The organism is Kibdelosporangium philippinense, assembly GCF_021390435.2.
GTDB classification, from domain to species: Bacteria; Actinomycetota; Actinomycetes; order Mycobacteriales; family Pseudonocardiaceae; genus Kibdelosporangium; species Kibdelosporangium philippinense.
On record NZ_JAJVCN010000003.1, the window covers coordinates 2,169,386 to 2,186,878 of the forward strand.

A 17,493-nucleotide genomic window follows, 5' to 3' on the forward strand; every position below is an offset into this window, starting at 1 on the left:
GAAAGCGGTGGCCGTGTCTGGCAGTGTGCCTGATGGATCCCTTGTAGGCCAACTCCGGCGGCTGCGGCGGTTCCGCCGGGCGGTGTATGAGTCGTTCACGAGGTGGCCGGATGTGTTGTTCGAGATGGTGGACGCGTTGTTGTGTCATCCGGGCCGGTTGGAGTCGTTGCCGTATCTAAGCTTGGAGCCGGTGTTGCGGCGTGGGCATGGCAGTGTGTATGCCGCGTTGGATCGGGGCCGGATCGACGCCGCGGTGTTGGCGGGTGTGTTGGCGGGTGTGGTGGATCGGTCCTCGGGGCTGGTGTTCGCGTTGGATTGTTCGCAGTGGCCGCGTCCGGATGCGCCGACCAGCCCGGACCGGACGTTGAACTACGACGCGGGCAAGGATGTTGGCGGTGGCAGCGGGGTGGTGACTCCGGGCTGGTGGTTTCAGTGGCTGGCCGCGACCGGGACGAGCGGTTCGTCGTGGGCGTCGCCGGTGGCGGTGGCGCGTATCGCGGTGGGTGAGAACCACAATGTGGTTGCTGTCGGGCAGATCGAGGCGTTGCTGAAGCAGGTGGCTGCCGACCGGGACCCGGACGGTGGTGATGATGGTGGTGGTCTGGTTCCGATTGTGTGTGCTGACGGGGACTACAGCCCGGTGTATCTGGGTGGCCGGTTGACCGGCGAGCGGGTGCAGATCGTGGTCCGGTTGCGTAAGGACGCGGTGGTGATGGCCGATCCGCCGCCGCGGGAACCAGGCACGATCGGGCGGCCGCGAGTGCACGGGCCAAAGATGAAACTGTCCGATCGCCGTAGCTGGCGTGACCCGGACGAATACCTCGCGGTGCCCGCCGAGCCTGGGCGGGCCGCGGTGAGTGTGTCGGTGTGGCATGGGATGCACCCGCGTGCCTCGGAATCGGCGGCACTGCGGGAACCTGGCTACCGGCCCGGGTACTCCCGCCCGGTGACCCGGGGCAGTGTGGTCTGGGTGTGTTCGGCCGACCCGGCGTACCCGCCGATGTGGTTGTTCTGGACCGGGCCTGAGGGCTCGTTCGATCTTGACCGGGTGTGGCGGGCGTATCTGCGCCGTTACGGCATCGAGCACCTCTTCCGGTTCCTCAAGCAATACCTGGCTTGGACCCGCCCTCGAGTGCGTGGCCCCGAGCAAGCCGAGCGGTGGAGTTGGCTGGTGGCTGTGGCTTATGTTCACCTGGTCCTGGCGCGTGGGCTCATCGCCGATCAGCGACTGTCCTGGGAACGACGCCGGGGACCGCTCAGCCCGCTACGGGTCAAACGCGGGTTTCGTGGGCTTCACCCGCGCCTGGGATCTCCGGCGAAACCGCGAAAACCTTCACGGCCCGGTCCGGGCCGCCCGACAGGGCATACATCCATCCCCGCGACGCGGCATCGCATCGTCCGTCCAGTGACAAAAACCTAAACCCAGCAACGAAAGCAGGGCCGCCGCTCCGCGACGGCCCTGCCCACCATGCCCTCACAACGTTAAAACACCAGACCGGTTAGAACCGGCGAAAACACTCACGAGGAGGTGACCAGGGCTTCCGCGATCTCGTAGGTGTTCAGCGCGGCGCCCTTGCGCAGGTTGTCGCCGCACACGAAGAAGTCCAGCGTGTTCGGGAAGTCCAGAGCCTGCCGGACGCGGCCGACGTACGTCGGGTCACCGCCGACGACATCCGCCGGGGTCGGGAACTTGCCCGCCGCCGGGTCGTCGATGAGTACGACCGACGGCTGCGCCTCGAACACCTCGTGCGCCTCGGCAACGGTCACCGGGTTGGCGAAAGTCGCGTGCACCGCAAGGGAATGCGTCGTCACGACCGGGACACGCACGCAGGTCGCCGACACCTTCAGGTCCGGGATCCCCATGATCTTGCGGGCCTCGTTGCGGACCTTCAGCTCCTCGCTCGCCCAGCCGTCTTCCTTGAGCGAACCGGCCCACGGCACCACGTTCAGCGCCAGCGGCGCGGGGAACGGAGAGTCCTCACTGGACAGTCCGGCGGCCGCGATCACCTCGGCCACATCGCCAGCGCGATCGCCAACATGCTTGCCTGCCACGGCTTCCAGCTCCGCGTACAACCGGTCGATGCCAGCCTGGCCCGCACCCGACGCCGCCTGGTAGGAGGCGACCACGAGCTCGGTGAGCTGGAACCGGCTGTGCAGCGCGCCGAGCGCGGCCATCATCGACAGCGTGGTGCAGTTCGGGTTCGAGATGATCCCGCGCGGCCGCTCGTTGATCTTGTCGATGTTCACCTCGGGCACGACCAGCGGCACGTCCGAGTCCATCCGGAAGGCGCCGGAGTTGTCCACCGCGATCGCGCCACGGGCCGCCGCGATCGGCGCCCACTCGGCCGAAATCTCGTCCGGCACGTCGAACATCGCCACGTCGACGCCGTCAAAAGCCTCAGGGGAGATCTCGATGACGGTCAGCTCTTCGCCGCGCACGACCATCTTCTTGCCAGCCGAGCGCGCCGAGGCGATCAGCCGGACCTCGCCCCACGGGAAATCGGGGCGGTTGTTCATGATGTCGATCATCACGCTGCCGACGGCGCCCGTCGCGCCGACCAGTGCCAGAACCGGCGCCATCAGCGACCACTCCCCGCGTACACCACGGCCTCTTCGTCGCCGCCGAGGTCGAACGCCTCGTGGATCGCGCGCACCGCGGCGTCCAGCTCGGTGTCCCTGATCAGCACCGAGATCCGGATCTCGGAGGTGTTGATGATCTCGATGTTCACGCCTGCCTTGGCAAGCGCCTCACAGAACGTCGCCGTCACACCGGGGTGCGAGCGCATGCCCGCGCCGATCAGCGAGACCTTGCCGATGTGGTCGTCGTAGAGGACCTGCTCGAAACCCAGCTCGGCGCGGACCTTCTCAAGCGCCGCGACCGCCGTCGGGCCGTTGGCCTTCGACAGCGTGAACGTGATGTCGGTACGGCCGGTGTGGGTGGACGACACGTTCTGCAAAACCATGTCGATGTCCACGCCGATGTCGGCGATCACCCGGAAGATCGCGGCCGCGACACCGAGCTTGTCCGGCACACCGACAACGGTGACCTTCGCTTCGGAACGGTCGTGCGCGACGCCCGTGATCATCGCTTGTTCCACGGAGAGCTCCTCGATCGTCCCGGTCACCACAGTGCCGGGCTTTTGGTTGAACGACGACCGGACCCGGACCGGCACCCCGTACCGCCGGGCGTATTCGACGCAGCGCAGCATCAGCACCTTGGCCCCGCAGGCCGCCATCTCCAGCATCTCCTCGTAGGTGATGCGGTCGAGGTGCTTGGCGTTGGGCACGATCCGCGGGTCAGCGCTGAACACGCCGTCCACGTCGGTGTAGATCTCGCACACATCGGCGCCGAGGGCGGCCGCGAGGGCCACCGCGGTGGTGTCCGTGCCGCCACGGCCGAGCGTGGTGATCTCGTTGGTGCCCTGGCTCACACCCTGGAACCCGGCCACGATCGCGATGGCGCCGTCGTCGAGCGCCTCCTGGATCCGGCTCGGGGTCACGTCGATGATGCGCGCGTTGCCGTGCGCCGCGGTGGTGATCACGCCTGCCTGCGAGCCGGTGTAGGACCGTGCCTCGAGACCGTGCGCGTGAATCGCCATGGCCAGCAGCGACATCGAGATCCGCTCACCGGACGTGAGCAGCATGTCCAGCTCACGCGCCGGCGGCACCGGGGCGACCTGACCAGCGAGGTCGAGCAGCTCGTCGGTGGTGTCCCCCATCGCGGAGACCGCCACGACGACGTCGTTGCCCGCCTTCTTGGTTGCCACGATGCGTTCGGCGACCCGTTTTATCCGGTCGGCGTTCTCAACGGAGGAACCGCCGTATTTCTGGACAACGAGCGCCACGCCGCTCAACCCTCTCCTCAATCGCTTCAGACCACGTTGAGGTGAGCCTACCTGCGCTCGGTAGTCGGTTTTCGACTTCGTGTGGCGCCAACCACTCAGGTCAGGAAGCTTTAGCCTTGTCGCGTGTCCACGACGGAGGTGACTCGGCAACCAGCGGCAATCGCGGAAAAAACTGAAACAATTCGTCTCAGAACGTGGACAGCCCGCCGAGTCGCCTATCTGCTCGCGCCAGCACTGATCTACCTGGCCATCCGCGAGTTCGGTCTGCTGGTGCTGTCCTGGATGAGTTCTCGGACACGTTTCCCGATGGGTCAAGCACTCACGTCGTGGGACGCGGACTGGTATCTGGGCATAGCGGCGGGCGGCTACGACAACGTGCCAACCCGCCTGGTCGACGCCTACAACCAGCGCTCGCCGGAGACCCCGCTGGCCTTCTTCCCGGGCTACCCGAAGCTGATCAACTACCTGGCCGCACCCTTCGGTGGCACCGAAACAGCAAGGCTGGTCGCGGCCTTCACGATCACGGTCATCGCCGGGATCTTCTGTGCGTACGCGCTGGCCAGGATCGGAAAGCGCATCCCCGGCGGTTCGACCCGGATCGGCCTGATCCTGGTCGCGCTGTTCGCCGCGGCGCCGATGAGCATCGTGCTGGTCATGCCGTACTCGGAGGCGCTGTTCTGCGCTTTCGCCGCGTGGGCACTGGTCGGAGTGCTCGAACGACGCTGGGTTTTCGCCGGGTTGATGTGCGCCTGTGGCGGTCTCGTGCGGCCGACCGCGGTGGCTTTGGTGCTCGCGGTCGGTCTTGCCGCGCTCGTCGCTGTGATCAAACGGCGGGATGGCTGGCGGCCGTGGGTCGGCGGGTTGCTCGTGCCGCTCGGGCTGTTCTTTTACCTTGGCTGGGTCGCCAGTCGGACCGGCGAGCTGCTTGGGTACTTCACGCTGCAGGAACGCGGCTGGGACTCGCGGTTCGACGGCGGCATCGCCACGTGGCGGTTCGCGGTCGAGGCGCTGACCCGGCAACTGTCGGTGCTCGAAGGCGTCACGATCCTGCTGCTGCTCGTGGCTGTGACATTGGTCGTGGTCGGGTTCAAGATGAAGCTGCCGTGGCCGCTGATGGTCTACGGGCTCGGCGTGCTGATGATGGACCTCGGGTCGAACGGCCTGATGGCGTCCAAAGCGCGACTGTTGTTGCCCGCGTTCGTATTGCTGATCCCGATAGCGGTTGGGCTCGCCAAACGGCAGACCGCTACCGTCGTCGCCACGCTGACTGGACTGGCCGTGATCACGTCCTGGTACGGCGCCTACTCGCTAACGGTGTGGAGCTGGGCAATCTGATGCATCCGTTGATGAGAGACCGATGGAGCCCGCGTTGGCTCGACGCTGCCGCGGAAGTGACTGACGCGCAGCTGGAATCGATGCTGGAGGCCGCCCGCTGGGCGCCTTCGTACGGCAACTCCCAACCCGCGCGGTACATGGTCGGGCGGCGTGGTGACACGACCTATTCGCGGATCTTCGAGGTGCTGAGCCAACGTAACCAGGCTTGGGCGCAGAACGCGCCAGTGTTGCTCCTGGGTATCGCGATGACCGTGAACCACAAGGGCACTTTGCCGTTGAACGAGTACGGCCTCGGGCTCGCGACGGAGAACTTGGTGCTGCAGGCGGTGGATGAAGGCCTTGTCGCACACCAGATGGGCGGGTTCAACGCGGAAGGCGCGCGGATTTTGTTCGAACTGCCGCCGGAGGCGCGGCCGGTCGTGGTGATCGCGGTCGGCAAACTCGGAGACCGCGAGGCGATCCCGGAAGATCTCCGAGAGCGAGAACTCGCCCCGCGCAAGCGACTGCCGCTCTCGGAGATCGCCTTCACCGGTGAATGGGGAACCCCAGCTCTCGGGTCGTGAGTGTTTTCGCCGGTTAGAACCGGCGAAAACACTCACGAGGGCTTTAGAGTTGGGCGGTGATCGCCGCGTGGTAGGTCGCGATCCGGCCGTACACGCCTGGGTAGCCCGCGAGCGCGCAGCCACGACCCCATGACGTGTCACCGATCAGCTTGCCGCCCGCGATCAGCGGACCGCCCGAGTCGCCCTGGCACGTGTCCACGCCGCCATTGGGGAAACCGGCGCAAACCATGGCGGACTGGATGAAGGAAGAACCGTATGCGGTACGGCAGCTCGCATCACTCGTGACCGGGACAGTGGCCTTGAGCAGGTAGCGAGACGCCGAGCCGCCGGAACTCGTGGTGCCCCAGCCGAGGATCGTGGTCTGTGTGCCTGCCGCGTAGAGCGCGGTGTCCTGCGGCGTGGCCAGCGGCAGATACGGCCCGGGCAGGCTCGTGCCCAAGGTCAGCACGGAGACGTCGTAGCCGCGCGTGGCACTCGTATAGCTCGGGTGCACCCAGATCCTGGTCACGGTCGAGACCGTGCCCGCGGTGCTCTGCTTGTCTTCCCGGCCCCACACCACACGGGTGCCGGACGAGCTGCGGCCGGCGGTGCAGTGCGCTGCCGTGACCACCTTTGTCGCGCTGACCAGGGTGCCGCCGCAGAACTGCGAGCCGGAGGAGCTGGCCAGGTACACGGTGTACTTGAAGTCGTTGATGTTGGCGCGGATGCCGCCAACGATCATCGGGGTGACGTCCGCCGATGCGACCGAAACGGACGACAGTGTGGCAAGAACCGTCGCGACCGCGACAGTGCAAGCCCGAACCAGGCGGGGCAGGGCAGCCGCCATGGCTGTCTCCTTTTCCTCAGTGCCGCTCTTCACCGAGCGACATGTTCCATGAGTAATCGGGTGACAACAGATCGTGCAACCGCTAACCGGGCCATTACATTGCCAACCCCTGGCGGAGCTGCCGAAAACCAGAAAGAAGCTGGTCAAACCCCAACGTACCCAGCGCTGGTTCAAGAGGAGCACGCACCGTGGGGGTCTGGGGCTCGGCCCCCAGAAGACACTGCGCGGACATGGTCCGCTTTTGTGCGGCTCCGCCGCACAAAAGCGGATCCCGTGCACCTGCCAGAGCCCGCTTATCCTTGCTGCCTTCCGGCCCTGGGGAGGTTCACGGGATGGACACCGCACGGGATCCACGTTCAGTGTAGCGAACCCTGGAGGCGGTACTGGCGGCGGGATTGTCGGTGGCTTTGGGTAGGGTCAACTCTGTGGCGCTCGCCCTCTACCGCAAGTACCGTCCGGCGACCTTCGCTGAGGTGGTCGGTCAGGAGCACGTCACCGAGCCGTTGCGCGTCGCGCTCGCGGCCGGTCGGGTCAACCATGCGTATCTCTTCTCCGGGCCTCGTGGCTGCGGGAAGACGTCCAGTGCGCGGATCATGGCCCGGTCTCTCAACTGTGCGCAGGGGCCGACGCCTGATCCCTGTGGCGTGTGCGAGTCGTGCATCTCGCTCGCTCCCAACGGGCCGGGCAGCGTCGATGTCGTCGAGCTTGACGCGGCCAGTCACGGTGGTGTCGATGACACTCGTGAGCTGCGGGATCGGGCTTTCTTCGCCCCCGCTATCTCCCGGTACCGCGTGTTCATCATCGATGAGGCGCACATGGTCACCACGCAGGGCTTCAACGCTCTGCTCAAGATCGTCGAGGAGCCACCTGAGCACCTCATCTTCATCTTCGCGACCACTGAGCCGGACAAGGTCCTGCCGACCATCCGCTCCCGTACCCACCACTATCCGTTCCGGCTGATTCCGCCGAGCGTGATGCGGGAGCTTCTGGAGCGCAACTGCGCTGCCGAAGGTGTCACGGTCGAGCCGTCCGTCTTCCCGTTGGTTATTCGGGCGGGTGGCGGCTCGGCACGTGACACCCAGTCGGTCATGGACCAGCTGCTGTCCGGTGCGGGACCCGATGGTGTGACATACGAACGCGCGATCTCCTTGCTGGGTGTCACGGACATCGCGTTGATCAACGACATGGTCGACGGGCTCGCGACCGGCGACGCGGCCGCCGTGTACGGCACGATCGAGCGACTTGTGGACGCCGGGCACGACCCGAGGCGGTTCGCGTCCGATCTTCTCGACCGGTTGCGGGATCTGGTTCTGCTCAGTGCCGTGCCTGATTCGGGTGCGCGTGGCCTGGTGAACGTGCCGGGTGACGAGCTGACGCGGATGTCCGCGCAGGCCGATCGCCTTGGCCCGGCAACGCTTTCCCGGTACGCCGAGATTGTCCACACTGGACTTATCGAGATGCGTGGGGCGACGTCGCCGCGGCTGGTGATGGAACTGCTGTCCGCGCGGATGCTTCTGCCCGCGGCGGTGCAGGGCGATCCGGCGCTCGATTCCGCTCTGCTGCAACGACTTGAGCAGTTGGAACGGCGTGCCTCGGTCGCTCCGGTCGCCGCGGCCGCCGTGCCTGCGATCGCTCAGCAGCAGGCGGCTCCTCAGCCTGTGCCCGCTGCCCCGCAAGCTCCCCAGCCCGTTCAGCCGCCGCCCCCCAGGCAGCCGGAACCTGTTGCCGCGCAAGCACCTGCGCCTGAACCTGCGCCCGCCGTGCCGCCTGCGGAGCCGGGCGCGATGGACACCGCGGCCCTTCGGCGGATCTGGCCGGAGCTTCTTGCCGAGGTTCGCAAGCAGCCTGGCGGTCGCAGCACCGAAGCCATGCTCACGAACGCGACCGTGCAGAGCATCGAGGGCGACACGGTCATCATCGCGCACCCCGCGGCCCCATTGGCGCGGCGGTTGGGTGAGGCCCGCAATATGGACCTCATCGGCAAGGCGTTGAACAACGTGATCGGCGGGCATTGGCGGGTTACGTGCGTGCACGGCAGTGCCACCGCCGCACCGCCAGCGCAGGCCGCGCCGCAGCCTCGCCCGCAACCGACGCGCCCTAGCCGTCCGGCGGCCGCGCCGGAGCCGCCGCAACGTCAGGCGCCGCGTCCGGCCGGTGATCACGACGATATTCCGCCGCCCCCTGAGCCCCCCGAGCCTGACGACCCTCTCCCGCCCCCTCCCCCGAAAACTGAGGCGGAGGAAGAAGAGGAGATGCTCGCCGAGGCCTCGCACAAGCCAAGCGAAGGTGAGCGGATCGTCGCCCGTGACCCGGAAGAAGTGGCGATCGAACTGCTGACGCAGGAGTTGGGCGCGCGCAAGATCTAGCTGTGGTCATTTCGGTGTGCCGGAACGGTGGACACGGCATGCTGGAAAGGTCGACACGGTGTTCCGGAATGGTGGACACGGTGTTCCGGAACGGTGGACACGCGCGGGGGTTAGGCGAGGTAGGCGAGGATCGCGGCGGCGATGGCGTCCGCGTAGCGTTGGCGGCCTTGGGTGCTCGAAAGGACGGCCGCTTCGGCTTCGTTGCGCATGTTTCCGCATTCCACCAGGGCTGCTGGGCGTTCGGAGAGGTTCAGGCCGCCTAGATCGTCCCGTGGGGACAGTCCGGCCGTGCCGATGTACGTCGATGTGGCGAAACCCGCTGACCGCAGGCCATCCCGCAGGGTTGTCGCGAGGCGCTTGGCCGGTTCGCCTTGAGCGGCGTTCAACGGCGGCGCCGAGTAGGCGATGTGGAACCCGTGTGCGCCAGGGGAATTCGAGCCGTCGGCGTGAATGGACACGACGGCGTCCGCACGAGCCTGGTTGCCGATCGCGGCCCGCTTGTCTACACACGGCCCGACGCCGGTGTCGCTGTCCCGGGTCAGTACGACCTGAATTCCCTTGGCGGCCAACAACTCCCGCACCCGGGTCGAAACGTCCCAAGTGAACTGGTGCTCGGTGTAGCCCGCGTTGGTCGAAGTCCCGGTTGTGTTGCACGCCTTGGTCTGGCCGCGGCCCGCGGGCACCTTCTTGTTGATCGCGGCCGGATTCGAGGAGTTTCCCCCGTTGTGCCCGGGATCGAGGACCACGACCTTGCCCTGAGCCGAAGGCCCAGAAGAAGTAGCAGCGGAACTGGCAGAAGGGACAGAAGAGGACGAAGTGACAGCCGCGGCAGGCGGCGTCACCGATGGCGCCGAAAAGGTCTGTTCCACCTTCGTCACAGCTGGCGGTGAGCCTGCCACGCTCGTGCTGCAGCCAGCCAGAAAGGCCAGTACGGCAGCGAGGGCGAGACAGGTGCGGCGAGGCGAAGGCTTCACATGAAGAGAGACTAGTCTTGACAGCAGGAACACTGACGCGAACTCGAGGAGCCAGCGGTGCAACCCGGACCAGGAATGCCCAACATCCAGGACATCCTGCAGCAGGCCCAGGCCATGCAGGAGAAGCTCGCGTCCGCTCAGCAGGAGCTCGAGGACGTCGAGGTGACCGGCACGGCAGGCGGCGGCATGGTGACCGCGACGGTCTCCGGCGCCGGTGAGCTGACCGCGCTGAGCATCGACCCGAAGGTGGTCGACCCCGAGGACGTCGAGACCCTCGCCGACCTGGTCATCGCCGCGGTCAGGGACGCGAACACCAACGCGCAGAAGCTGGCCGAGGAGAAGATGGGCGGCCTGGCCGGTGGGTTCGGCGGCGCGCTCGGACTGCCTGGTTTCTGATGTACGAAGGCCCGGTACAGGACCTCATCGACGAGCTCGGCCGGCTGCCGGGAGTGGGTCCGAAGAGCGCGCAGCGCATCGCCTTCCACCTGCTCGCAGCCGAGGCCGCGGACATCGCGCGGCTGCAGGACGCCTTGCAGAAGGTCAAAGAGGGCGTGATGTTCTGCGATATCTGCGGCAACGTCTCCGAGCAGGAGACCTGCCGGATCTGCCGGGACGCCCGGCGCGACCCGCAGAAGGTGTGCGTGGTCGAGGAGCCGAAGGACGTTCTGGCGATCGAGCGGACCCGTGAGTTCAAGGGCCGCTATCACGTGCTCGGCGGCGCGCTCGACCCGTTGTCCGGTGTCGGCCCCGACCAGCTGCGGATTCGCCAACTGCTGACCAGGATCGGCGAGCAGGACGTCACCGAGGTGATCCTGGCGACCGACCCGAACACCGAGGGCGAGGCGACCGCCACGTACCTGATCCGGCTGCTGCGTGACTTCCCCGGGCTGACCGTGACCAGGCTGGCGTCCGGCTTGCCGATGGGTGGCGACCTCGAGTTCGCCGACGAGCTCACGCTCACCCGCGCCCTTTCCGGGCGACGCACGGTGTGATCAAGGAAATACTGGCGGCGCCGCCTCGGCTTGGCGGCGTTCGCCTTGTCGCGATCGACGGCCCGTCCGGCTCTGGCAAGTCAACTTTCGCTCGCGAACTCGTCGCGCAGCTCCCCAACGCCACCCTCATCTCCACGGACGACTTCGCGACGTGGGAGGACCCAGTCGCGTGGTGGTCCCGGTTGGCAGTGGGCGTACTAGACCGATTGGCGGCGGGTCGATCTGGTGGTTATCGAGTCGTTGAATGGACCGGCGGAGTGCCGCGACTCGGTGCGATGAGGACAGTCCACGTCCCGGAGTTTCTGGTCATCGAAGGGGTGTCGGCCGGGCGGTCCTCGGTCCGCCCGCTGCTGTCGGCGCTGATCTGGTGTGAAGTCCCTGACCAGGCCGAACGCCTCGAACGAGCGGTGTCCAGGGACGGCGAAACGAGCAGGTCACACCTCACCAAATGGCAGCTTTTCGAGCAAGGTTGGTTCGCTGTCGACGCAACCCGGGAGTGCGCTGACCACGTTGTTGTGACGGCGTTGGGCAATCTCTGACCGGGCCCTGTTTGGCCGATTCGTGACCAAGCGGAGTACCGGCGATATGCCCCGATCGATATAAGGTCCGTCCCCAAGACGTGCCGTTTCAACTACTCGAGGTGAGCGATGGTCCAGACCCGTAGAGTTCGAGCGGGCCGCCTGGTGGCGCTAGGCCTCGCAGGCGCAGTGGTGTTGTCCGCCTGCGCTGAATCCCAGCGTGGCAACGATCAGGGTGGCGCGGCGCCGAAATCCGGCGGCACCATGACGTTCGCGACCGAGGGCGCGCCGAAGCTGTTCGATCCGTTCTTCGCATCGGACGGCGCGACCTTCCGCACCTCACAGCAGGTCTTCGAAGGCTTGATCGAGTTCAAGCCGGGCACGGCCGAGGCCGAAGCAGGTCTCGCCGAGAAGTGGAGTTCCACTCCGGACGGCAAGACGTGGACGTTCAACCTGCGCAAGGGCGTGAAGTTCCACGACGGCAGCGAGTTCAACGCCGAAGCCGCCTGCTTCAACTTCAACCGCTGGTACAACCAGAAGGGCGCGGGCCAGAGCCCGGCCGTCTCGTCGTACTGGAACGACAACTTCGGCGGCTTCGCCGACGGCGCGAAGCCGTCGCTGTTCAAGTCCTGCACGGCGACTGACCCGGCCACGGCCGTGGTCGAGGTGACGAGCTCGACGAGCAAGTTCCCGGACATCCTCGGCTTGCCGTCGTTCGCCATCCAGAGCCCGACCGCGCTCAAGCAGTACAACGCGGACAACGTGGTGCAACAGGGCGACAGCTTCGTCTTCCCTGAGTACGCCCAGTCGCACCCGACCGGCACCGGTCCGTTCAAGTTCGCCAAGTACGACAAGGCGAACGGGACCGTCGAGCTGGTCCGCAACGAGGACTACTGGGGCACGAAAACATTCCTCGACAAGCTGATCCTGCGGGCGATCCCGGACGAGACGGCCCGCAAGCAGGCGCTGCAGTCCGGTGACGTGCAGGGCTACGACCTGCCGTCGCCAGCGGACTGGGAGCAGCTGAAGAAGGACGGCCACAAGCTGCTGATCCGCCCTGCCTTCAACGTGATGTACGTCGGCATCGGCCAGAAGAACAACCCGAAGCTGCGTGATCTCAAGGTGCGCCAGGCGATCGCGCACGCGATCGACCGCGAGGGCCTGATCAAGCAGCAGTACCCGGAGGGTGCGAAGGTCGCCGAGAACTTCTACCCGGACACGATGTTCGGCTGGACCTCGGACGTGCAGAAGTACGAGTACAGCCCGGACAAGGCGAAGGCGCTGCTGGCCGAGGCGGGCGCGACCGGCCTTGAGGTCAACTTCTACTGGCCGACCGAGGTCACCCGGCCGTACATGCCGAGCCCGAGGGACATTTTCGGCTTTATCCGGGGCAACCTGGAAGCGATCGGCATGAAGCTCAACGTGATCAGCAAGCCGTGGAACGGCGGCTACCTTGAAGACATCGACCAGGCGAAGGCCGACGTGTTCCTGCTTGGCTGGAACGGTGACTACAACACGCCGGACAACTTCATCGGCAGCTTCTTCTCCGACCCGGACAACCGGTTCTCCACCGTGTCGGCGACCTGGGGCACCCAGCTGTCCGGCGAGCTCAAGGCGGCCGACGCCGAGCCGGACGCGGCCAAGCGCAAGGCCATGTACGAGGCGCTGAACAAGAAGCTCAAGGCGGAGTACCTGCCCGGCGTGCCGATCGCGCACTCGCCGCCCGCGCTGGTCACCTCGGCCAAGGTGAGCGGACTGGTCGCCAGCCCGTTGACCGACGAGCGGTTCAACACCGTCAGCCTCGGCTGACAGCGGAAATCCCGAAGAAGAACTGACTGTGCTTCGTTACACCGTCCGGCGGTTGCTGCAGCTTGTGCTCGTTGTCGTAGCGCTGTCGCTGCTGCTGTTCGCGTGGTTGCGCTCGCTTCCCGGAGGGCCGGTTTCGGCCCTTCTCGGGGAGCGGGCCACCCCCGCGCTGCGTGCCCAGCTGACCACCGAGCTGGGTCTTGATCAGCCGATCTTCGTGCAGTACTTCAAGTTCCTCGGTCGCGCGGCGTCCGGGGACTTCGGCGTGTCAACCGGTGTTCAGGCCGGTGACTCGGCGATGGAGATCTTCCTGCAACGGTTTCCGGCGACACTGGAACTGTCGGTGATGGCGATCCTGATCGCCATCGCGGTCGGGATTCCCTTGGGCTACTTGGCCGCGCGCCGTCGCGGTGGATGGCTGGACAACATGAGCGTCGTCGGTTCGCTGATCGGCGTCGCGGTTCCGGTGTTCTTCCTTGCCTTCGTGCTCAAGCAGGTCTTCGCGGTCGAACTCGGGTGGTTTCCGACCACCGGGCGCCAGGAGGGCGGGCTTGACGCGACCCGGGTCACCGGTTTCTTCGTGCTCGACGGCATCATCACGCGCGAGTGGGACGCGGCTTGGGACGCGTTCAAGCACCTGATCCTGCCCGCGGTCGCGCTGTCGAGCATTCCGTTCTCGGTGATCTTCCGGATCACCCGTGCCTCGGTGCTCGACGTGCTGGATGAGGACTTCGTCCGCACGGCCGAGTCGAAAGGCCTGACCACCCCGGTGATCCGGCGACGGCACGTGCTGCGCAACGCGATGTTGCCGGTGGTGACCACGATCGGCTTGCAGACCGGTGCGTTGCTGGCCGGCGCCGTGCTGACCGAGAAAGTGTTCGCCTTCCCCGGGATCGGCCAGGCGCTGGCGATCGGCTTCGAGCGGCGGGACTATCCCGTGCTGCTGTTGCTGATCCTGTGCGCCGCCGGGGTTTTCGTCATTGTCAATCTGTTGGTCGACCTGTCTTACGCGGTGATCGATCCACGGCTGCGGACCTCGGGCGGTGGGCGATGACAGCGCGCACAGACAAGATCGACAAGCTGGCTGAGCAGGCCGCCAAGGCCGACACCGGGGTGAGCCTCACCGCGGCGGCTTGGCGCAGGCTCCGCCGTAACCCGGTGTTCTTGCTGGGCGCGGCGATCGTGGTGGCGTTCGTGGTCGTGGCGCTGTTGTCACCGCTCTTGGCTCCGCACGATCCGTCCGAGCCGATGCTGGGCGACCAGGTTGTCCGTGCTCGCAACGAGATCCCGCCATCCCAGCCCGGGCATCCGCTCGGTGGTGACCAGGTGGGACGTGACCTCCTGTCGCGCCTTCTGGTCGGCGCACAGCAAACGCTGATCGTCGGTGTGCTCGCCACGCTGATCGGCCTGGCAGGCGGGTTGGTGCTCGGCACCCTCTCGGGCGCGCTGGGCGGCTGGGTCGACACGACAGTCATGCGTGTGGTCGACGTGATGCTGTCGATCCCGGGCCTGCTGCTGGCGGTGTCCATCGGCTCGTTGTTCGCCCAACCCAACCAGTACACCGTGATCCTTGCCGTCGCCATCGTGCAGATCCCTGTGTTCGCACGGCTTTTGCGCGGCTCAATGCTCGCGCAACGACATAGTGATCACGTACTGGCCGCGCGATCGCTTGGTGTGAAACAAGGGTCGATCGTGTTCCGGCACATGCTGCCCAACTCGCTCGGACCGGTGATCGTGCAGGCCACGCTCGTGCTCGCGATCGCGATCATCGAGGCGGCCGGGTTGTCGTTCCTCGGCCTCGGCAACCCCGACGACCGGATCCCGGAGTGGGGGCAGATGCTCGGCCAGGCGCAGAACGTCATCGACAGTCATCCGGAGCTGGCGTTCTGGCCAGCCGGGTGCATCGTCGTGGTCGCGTTGGGATTCACATTGGTTGGCGAGTCGCTGCGCGAGGCTCTCGACCCGAAGAGCCGGCGGTGATTTTCGGTGGCATTGCTAGAAGTTCGTGACCTGAGGGTCGAGTTCCGGCGCAGGGGCGAGGATCCCGTGCACGCCGTGGACGGGGTGAGTTTCGACGTTGAGCCCGGCCAGACGGTCGGGCTGGTCGGCGAGTCCGGTTGCGGCAAGTCCGTGACCGCGCTGACCATCATGGGCCTGCTGCCCAAGGGCGGTCCGCATGTCTCCGGTTCGGCGCGGTTCGCCGGGACCGAGCTGTTGTCGTTGTCCGACAAGCAGATGCGCGATCGGCGTGGCCGTGATCTCGGCATGGTGTTCCAGGATCCACTGTCCTCTTTGAACCCGGTCGTGCCGATCGGGCTGCAGGTCACCGAGGTGCTGGAGCGCCACCGGGGCATGACCCGCAAACAGGCCGCAGTGGAAGCGGCCGACCTGCTGGACAAGGTCGGCATCCCTGACCCCAAGCGCAGGCTGGACGAGTACCCGCACCAGCTGTCCGGCGGGATGCGGCAGCGCGCGCTGATCGCGATCGCGCTGGCATGCCGTCCGAAACTGCTGATCGCGGACGAGCCGACCACCGCGCTCGACGTGACCATCCAGGCGCAGATCCTTGCCCTGCTGGCCGAACTTGTGCGCGACACCGAGACCGCGCTGATCATGATCACCCACGACCTCGGGGTGGTCGCTGGTCTGTGCGACGAGGTGAACGTGCTCTACGGCGGCCGCGTGGTCGAACGTGCCAAGCGGCACGATTTGTTCGGCATACCAAGGCATCCGTACACGCACGGCCTGCTGGCCTCGATCCCGCGGCTGGACGCGCCGCGAGGTGAGCGGCTGTCGCCGATCAAGGGCTCGGTGGCCGACAACATCCCATGGACCAGCGGGTGCGCGTTCGCGCCACGCTGCCCCAACGCCATCAATGTCTGTGTCGAGCAAACCCCGGAGATGGGAAGCGATCCGGTCGTGCCTGACGACCGGTTGCTGCGCTGCCACAACCCGGTCGCGCCGGTGGAACGGGAGGCCCGGGTATGAGCACGCTCGTCGAGGTCCAAGACATAAAGGTGCACTTCCCGATCAAGCGCGGAGTCGTGCTGGACCAGACCGTCGGCTACGTGTACGCGGTCGACGGCGTGGACCTGGCCATCAAGCGCGGCGAAACGTACGGCCTTGTCGGTGAATCCGGCTGCGGCAAGTCCACGCTCGGGCGCGCGATGCTGAAACTGACCGAGCCGACGGACGGCCGAGTGGTCTTCGACGGGGTCGACCTTTCGGCCATGCGTGGTGAGCCACTTCGCCAGATGCGCCGCCGGATGCAGATGGTTTTCCAGGACCCGATGTCGTCGCTGGATCCGCGTCAATCGGTGGAATCCCTCCTTGTGGAGGGAATGCGGGCACACGGGCTGGACAAGGACCGCGACGCGACAGCCAAACGCTTGCGCTCCCTACTTTCGTCGGTAGGCCTGCCGAGCAACGCGCTTCGCAGGTACCCGCACGAGTTCTCCGGCGGTCAACGACAGCGCATCGGAATCGCACGAGCACTCACCGTCGATCCCGAGCTGATCGTGGCCGACGAACCGGTCTCCGCACTGGACGTTTCGGTGCAGGCCCAGGTCATCAACCTGCTGGAAGACCTGCAGGAAGAGTTCGGGCTGACCTACCTGGTGATCGCGCACGACCTTGCCGTGGTGCGGCACATCTCCGACCGGGTCGGCGTGATGTACCTCGGTGGCCTTGTCGAGGAGGCGCCGTCGGACCTGCTGTACGCGCAACCGCTGCACCCGTACACCCGTGCGCTGTTCTCGGCCGTGCCCGTGCCCGACCCGCTCGTTGAGGACCGGCGGGAGCGAATCCTGCTGGCAGGCGACCTTCCGTCACCCGCGAATCCCCCTGCTGGATGCCGTTTTCACACCCGCTGCCCATGGCGCCAGGAGCAGCGCTGCGACACCGAGCGGCCAGCACTGCGGGAGATCACCGGCGGGCATCGGGTAGCGTGCCACTTCGCCGAGGACATCTCCTCCGGACGGATCCGGCCACACGAAGTCCGCCCGGAACTGATCGAACCGGACGGTACGGGAGGCGGCGTGACAGCCGACGATCCGCTGGCCGGCCCGGCCTCGATCACCGAGGCCCTCGGCCCGTGACTGTCCACTTTGGGATGGTCGAGAAGAACAACCACCGCTGACAGCTACATTCCGTGATCGGTCCTGCGCGTCAAGGTGTTGACCGGCCTGTGTTCCCGGATCGTGACCCAATGGAGGTCAGGGGATGGCGAACAAGGAGGCTAAGGTCGCCACCAACGGACTGATCCCGGA

General features: G+C 66.4%; 16 protein-coding genes and 1 other RNA gene. 12 read left to right on the plus strand and 5 right to left on the minus strand.

What is annotated here, in order from left to right; translation table 11 throughout:
• The first annotated feature begins 82 nt into the window (after nucleotides 1-82).
• Nucleotides 83-1,420 (plus strand): transposase, encoded by a 1,338-nt coding sequence (locus LWC34_RS42255; RefSeq protein ID WP_372496765.1) that lies wholly within the window; start codon nucleotides 83-85, stop codon nucleotides 1,418-1,420.
• Between the two features lie 98 nt (nucleotides 1,421-1,518).
• On the opposite strand, the gene LWC34_RS42260 is transcribed toward LWC34_RS42255, so the two are convergent.
• Both LWC34_RS42260 and LWC34_RS42265 read right to left on the minus strand, forming a co-directional pair.
• Nucleotides 1,519-2,580 carry an aspartate-semialdehyde dehydrogenase gene (locus LWC34_RS42260; RefSeq protein WP_233730813.1) on the minus strand — a complete coding sequence of 354 codons (1,062 nt, stop codon included), beginning with the start codon at nucleotides 2,578-2,580 and terminating at the stop codon, nucleotides 1,519-1,521.
• Nucleotides 2,580-3,845 (minus strand): aspartate kinase, encoded by a 1,266-nt coding sequence (locus tag LWC34_RS42265; protein WP_233730814.1) that lies wholly within the window; start codon nucleotides 3,843-3,845, stop codon nucleotides 2,580-2,582. Before LWC34_RS42265 ends, LWC34_RS42260 begins: the two co-directional genes overlap by 1 nt.
• 123 nt (nucleotides 3,846-3,968) lie before the next feature.
• Between LWC34_RS42265 and LWC34_RS42270 the strand changes: the two genes are divergently transcribed.
• Both LWC34_RS42270 and LWC34_RS42275 read left to right on the plus strand, forming a co-directional pair.
• Nucleotides 3,969-5,180 (plus strand): putative hexosyltransferase, encoded by a 1,212-nt coding sequence (locus tag LWC34_RS42270; RefSeq protein ID WP_233730815.1) that lies wholly within the window; start codon nucleotides 3,969-3,971, stop codon nucleotides 5,178-5,180.
• A gap of 11 nt (nucleotides 5,181-5,191) precedes the next feature.
• Nucleotides 5,192-5,743: a nitroreductase family protein gene (locus LWC34_RS42275; protein WP_233730816.1), complete on the plus strand. Its 552-nt coding sequence runs from the start codon at nucleotides 5,192-5,194 to the stop codon at nucleotides 5,741-5,743.
• 43 nt (nucleotides 5,744-5,786) lie between these two features.
• Here the strand turns inward: LWC34_RS42275 and LWC34_RS42280 are convergent, their stop codons facing one another.
• Both LWC34_RS42280 and ffs read right to left on the minus strand, forming a co-directional pair.
• Nucleotides 5,787-6,569 carry a S1 family peptidase gene (locus LWC34_RS42280; protein ID WP_233730817.1) on the minus strand — a complete coding sequence of 261 codons (783 nt, stop codon included), beginning with the start codon at nucleotides 6,567-6,569 and terminating at the stop codon, nucleotides 5,787-5,789.
• Between the two features lie 259 nt (nucleotides 6,570-6,828).
• An RNA gene (gene ffs / locus LWC34_RS42285) (signal recognition particle sRNA small type) lies at nucleotides 6,829-6,925 on the minus strand.
• A gap of 69 nt (nucleotides 6,926-6,994) precedes the next feature.
• Here ffs and LWC34_RS42290 point away from each other — a divergent pair.
• Nucleotides 6,995-8,935, plus strand: coding sequence for a DNA polymerase III subunit gamma and tau (locus LWC34_RS42290; protein ID WP_233730818.1), 1,941 nt, complete (start codon nucleotides 6,995-6,997; stop codon nucleotides 8,933-8,935).
• Nucleotides 8,936-9,045: 110 nt separating this feature from the next.
• On the opposite strand, the gene LWC34_RS42295 is transcribed toward LWC34_RS42290, so the two are convergent.
• Nucleotides 9,046-9,909 carry an N-acetylmuramoyl-L-alanine amidase gene (locus tag LWC34_RS42295; protein WP_372496738.1) on the minus strand — a complete coding sequence of 288 codons (864 nt, stop codon included), beginning with the start codon at nucleotides 9,907-9,909 and terminating at the stop codon, nucleotides 9,046-9,048.
• 75 nt (nucleotides 9,910-9,984) lie between these two features.
• Here LWC34_RS42295 and LWC34_RS42300 point away from each other — a divergent pair, with 75 nt between their 5' ends.
• The 8 genes from LWC34_RS42300 to LWC34_RS42335 all read left to right on the plus strand — a co-directional run bounded on the left by LWC34_RS42300 (nucleotide 9,985) and on the right by LWC34_RS42335 (nucleotide 17,322).
• Nucleotides 9,985-10,305 (plus strand): YbaB/EbfC family nucleoid-associated protein, encoded by a 321-nt coding sequence (locus tag LWC34_RS42300; protein WP_233731031.1) that lies wholly within the window; start codon nucleotides 9,985-9,987, stop codon nucleotides 10,303-10,305.
• Nucleotides 10,305-10,901: a recombination mediator RecR gene (gene recR / locus LWC34_RS42305; protein ID WP_233730820.1), complete on the plus strand. Its 597-nt coding sequence runs from the start codon at nucleotides 10,305-10,307 to the stop codon at nucleotides 10,899-10,901. Before LWC34_RS42300 ends, recR begins: the two co-directional genes overlap by 1 nt.
• Nucleotides 10,898-11,440 carry a uridine kinase family protein gene (locus LWC34_RS42310; protein ID WP_233730821.1) on the plus strand — a complete coding sequence of 181 codons (543 nt, stop codon included), beginning with the start codon at nucleotides 10,898-10,900 and terminating at the stop codon, nucleotides 11,438-11,440. Before recR ends, LWC34_RS42310 begins: the two co-directional genes overlap by 4 nt.
• A gap of 108 nt (nucleotides 11,441-11,548) precedes the next feature.
• Nucleotides 11,549-13,228 carry an ABC transporter substrate-binding protein gene (locus LWC34_RS42315; RefSeq protein WP_233730822.1) on the plus strand — a complete coding sequence of 560 codons (1,680 nt, stop codon included), beginning with the start codon at nucleotides 11,549-11,551 and terminating at the stop codon, nucleotides 13,226-13,228.
• Between the two features lie 28 nt (nucleotides 13,229-13,256).
• A complete protein-coding gene (locus LWC34_RS42320; protein ID WP_233730823.1) occupies nucleotides 13,257-14,279 on the plus strand; it encodes an ABC transporter permease in 1,023 nt (340 codons plus the stop codon).
• Complete coding sequence (locus tag LWC34_RS42325; RefSeq protein WP_233730824.1) at nucleotides 14,276-15,205, plus strand: ABC transporter permease; 930 nt, start codon at nucleotides 14,276-14,278, stop codon at nucleotides 15,203-15,205. The genes LWC34_RS42320 and LWC34_RS42325 overlap by 4 nt, the downstream gene beginning before the upstream one ends.
• Before the next feature lie 6 nt (nucleotides 15,206-15,211).
• A complete protein-coding gene (locus tag LWC34_RS42330; protein WP_233730825.1) occupies nucleotides 15,212-16,213 on the plus strand; it encodes an ABC transporter ATP-binding protein in 1,002 nt (333 codons plus the stop codon).
• Nucleotides 16,210-17,322: an ABC transporter ATP-binding protein gene (locus LWC34_RS42335; RefSeq protein ID WP_233730826.1), complete on the plus strand. Its 1,113-nt coding sequence runs from the start codon at nucleotides 16,210-16,212 to the stop codon at nucleotides 17,320-17,322. The genes LWC34_RS42330 and LWC34_RS42335 overlap by 4 nt, the downstream gene beginning before the upstream one ends.
• Nucleotides 17,323-17,493 lie beyond the last annotated feature (171 nt).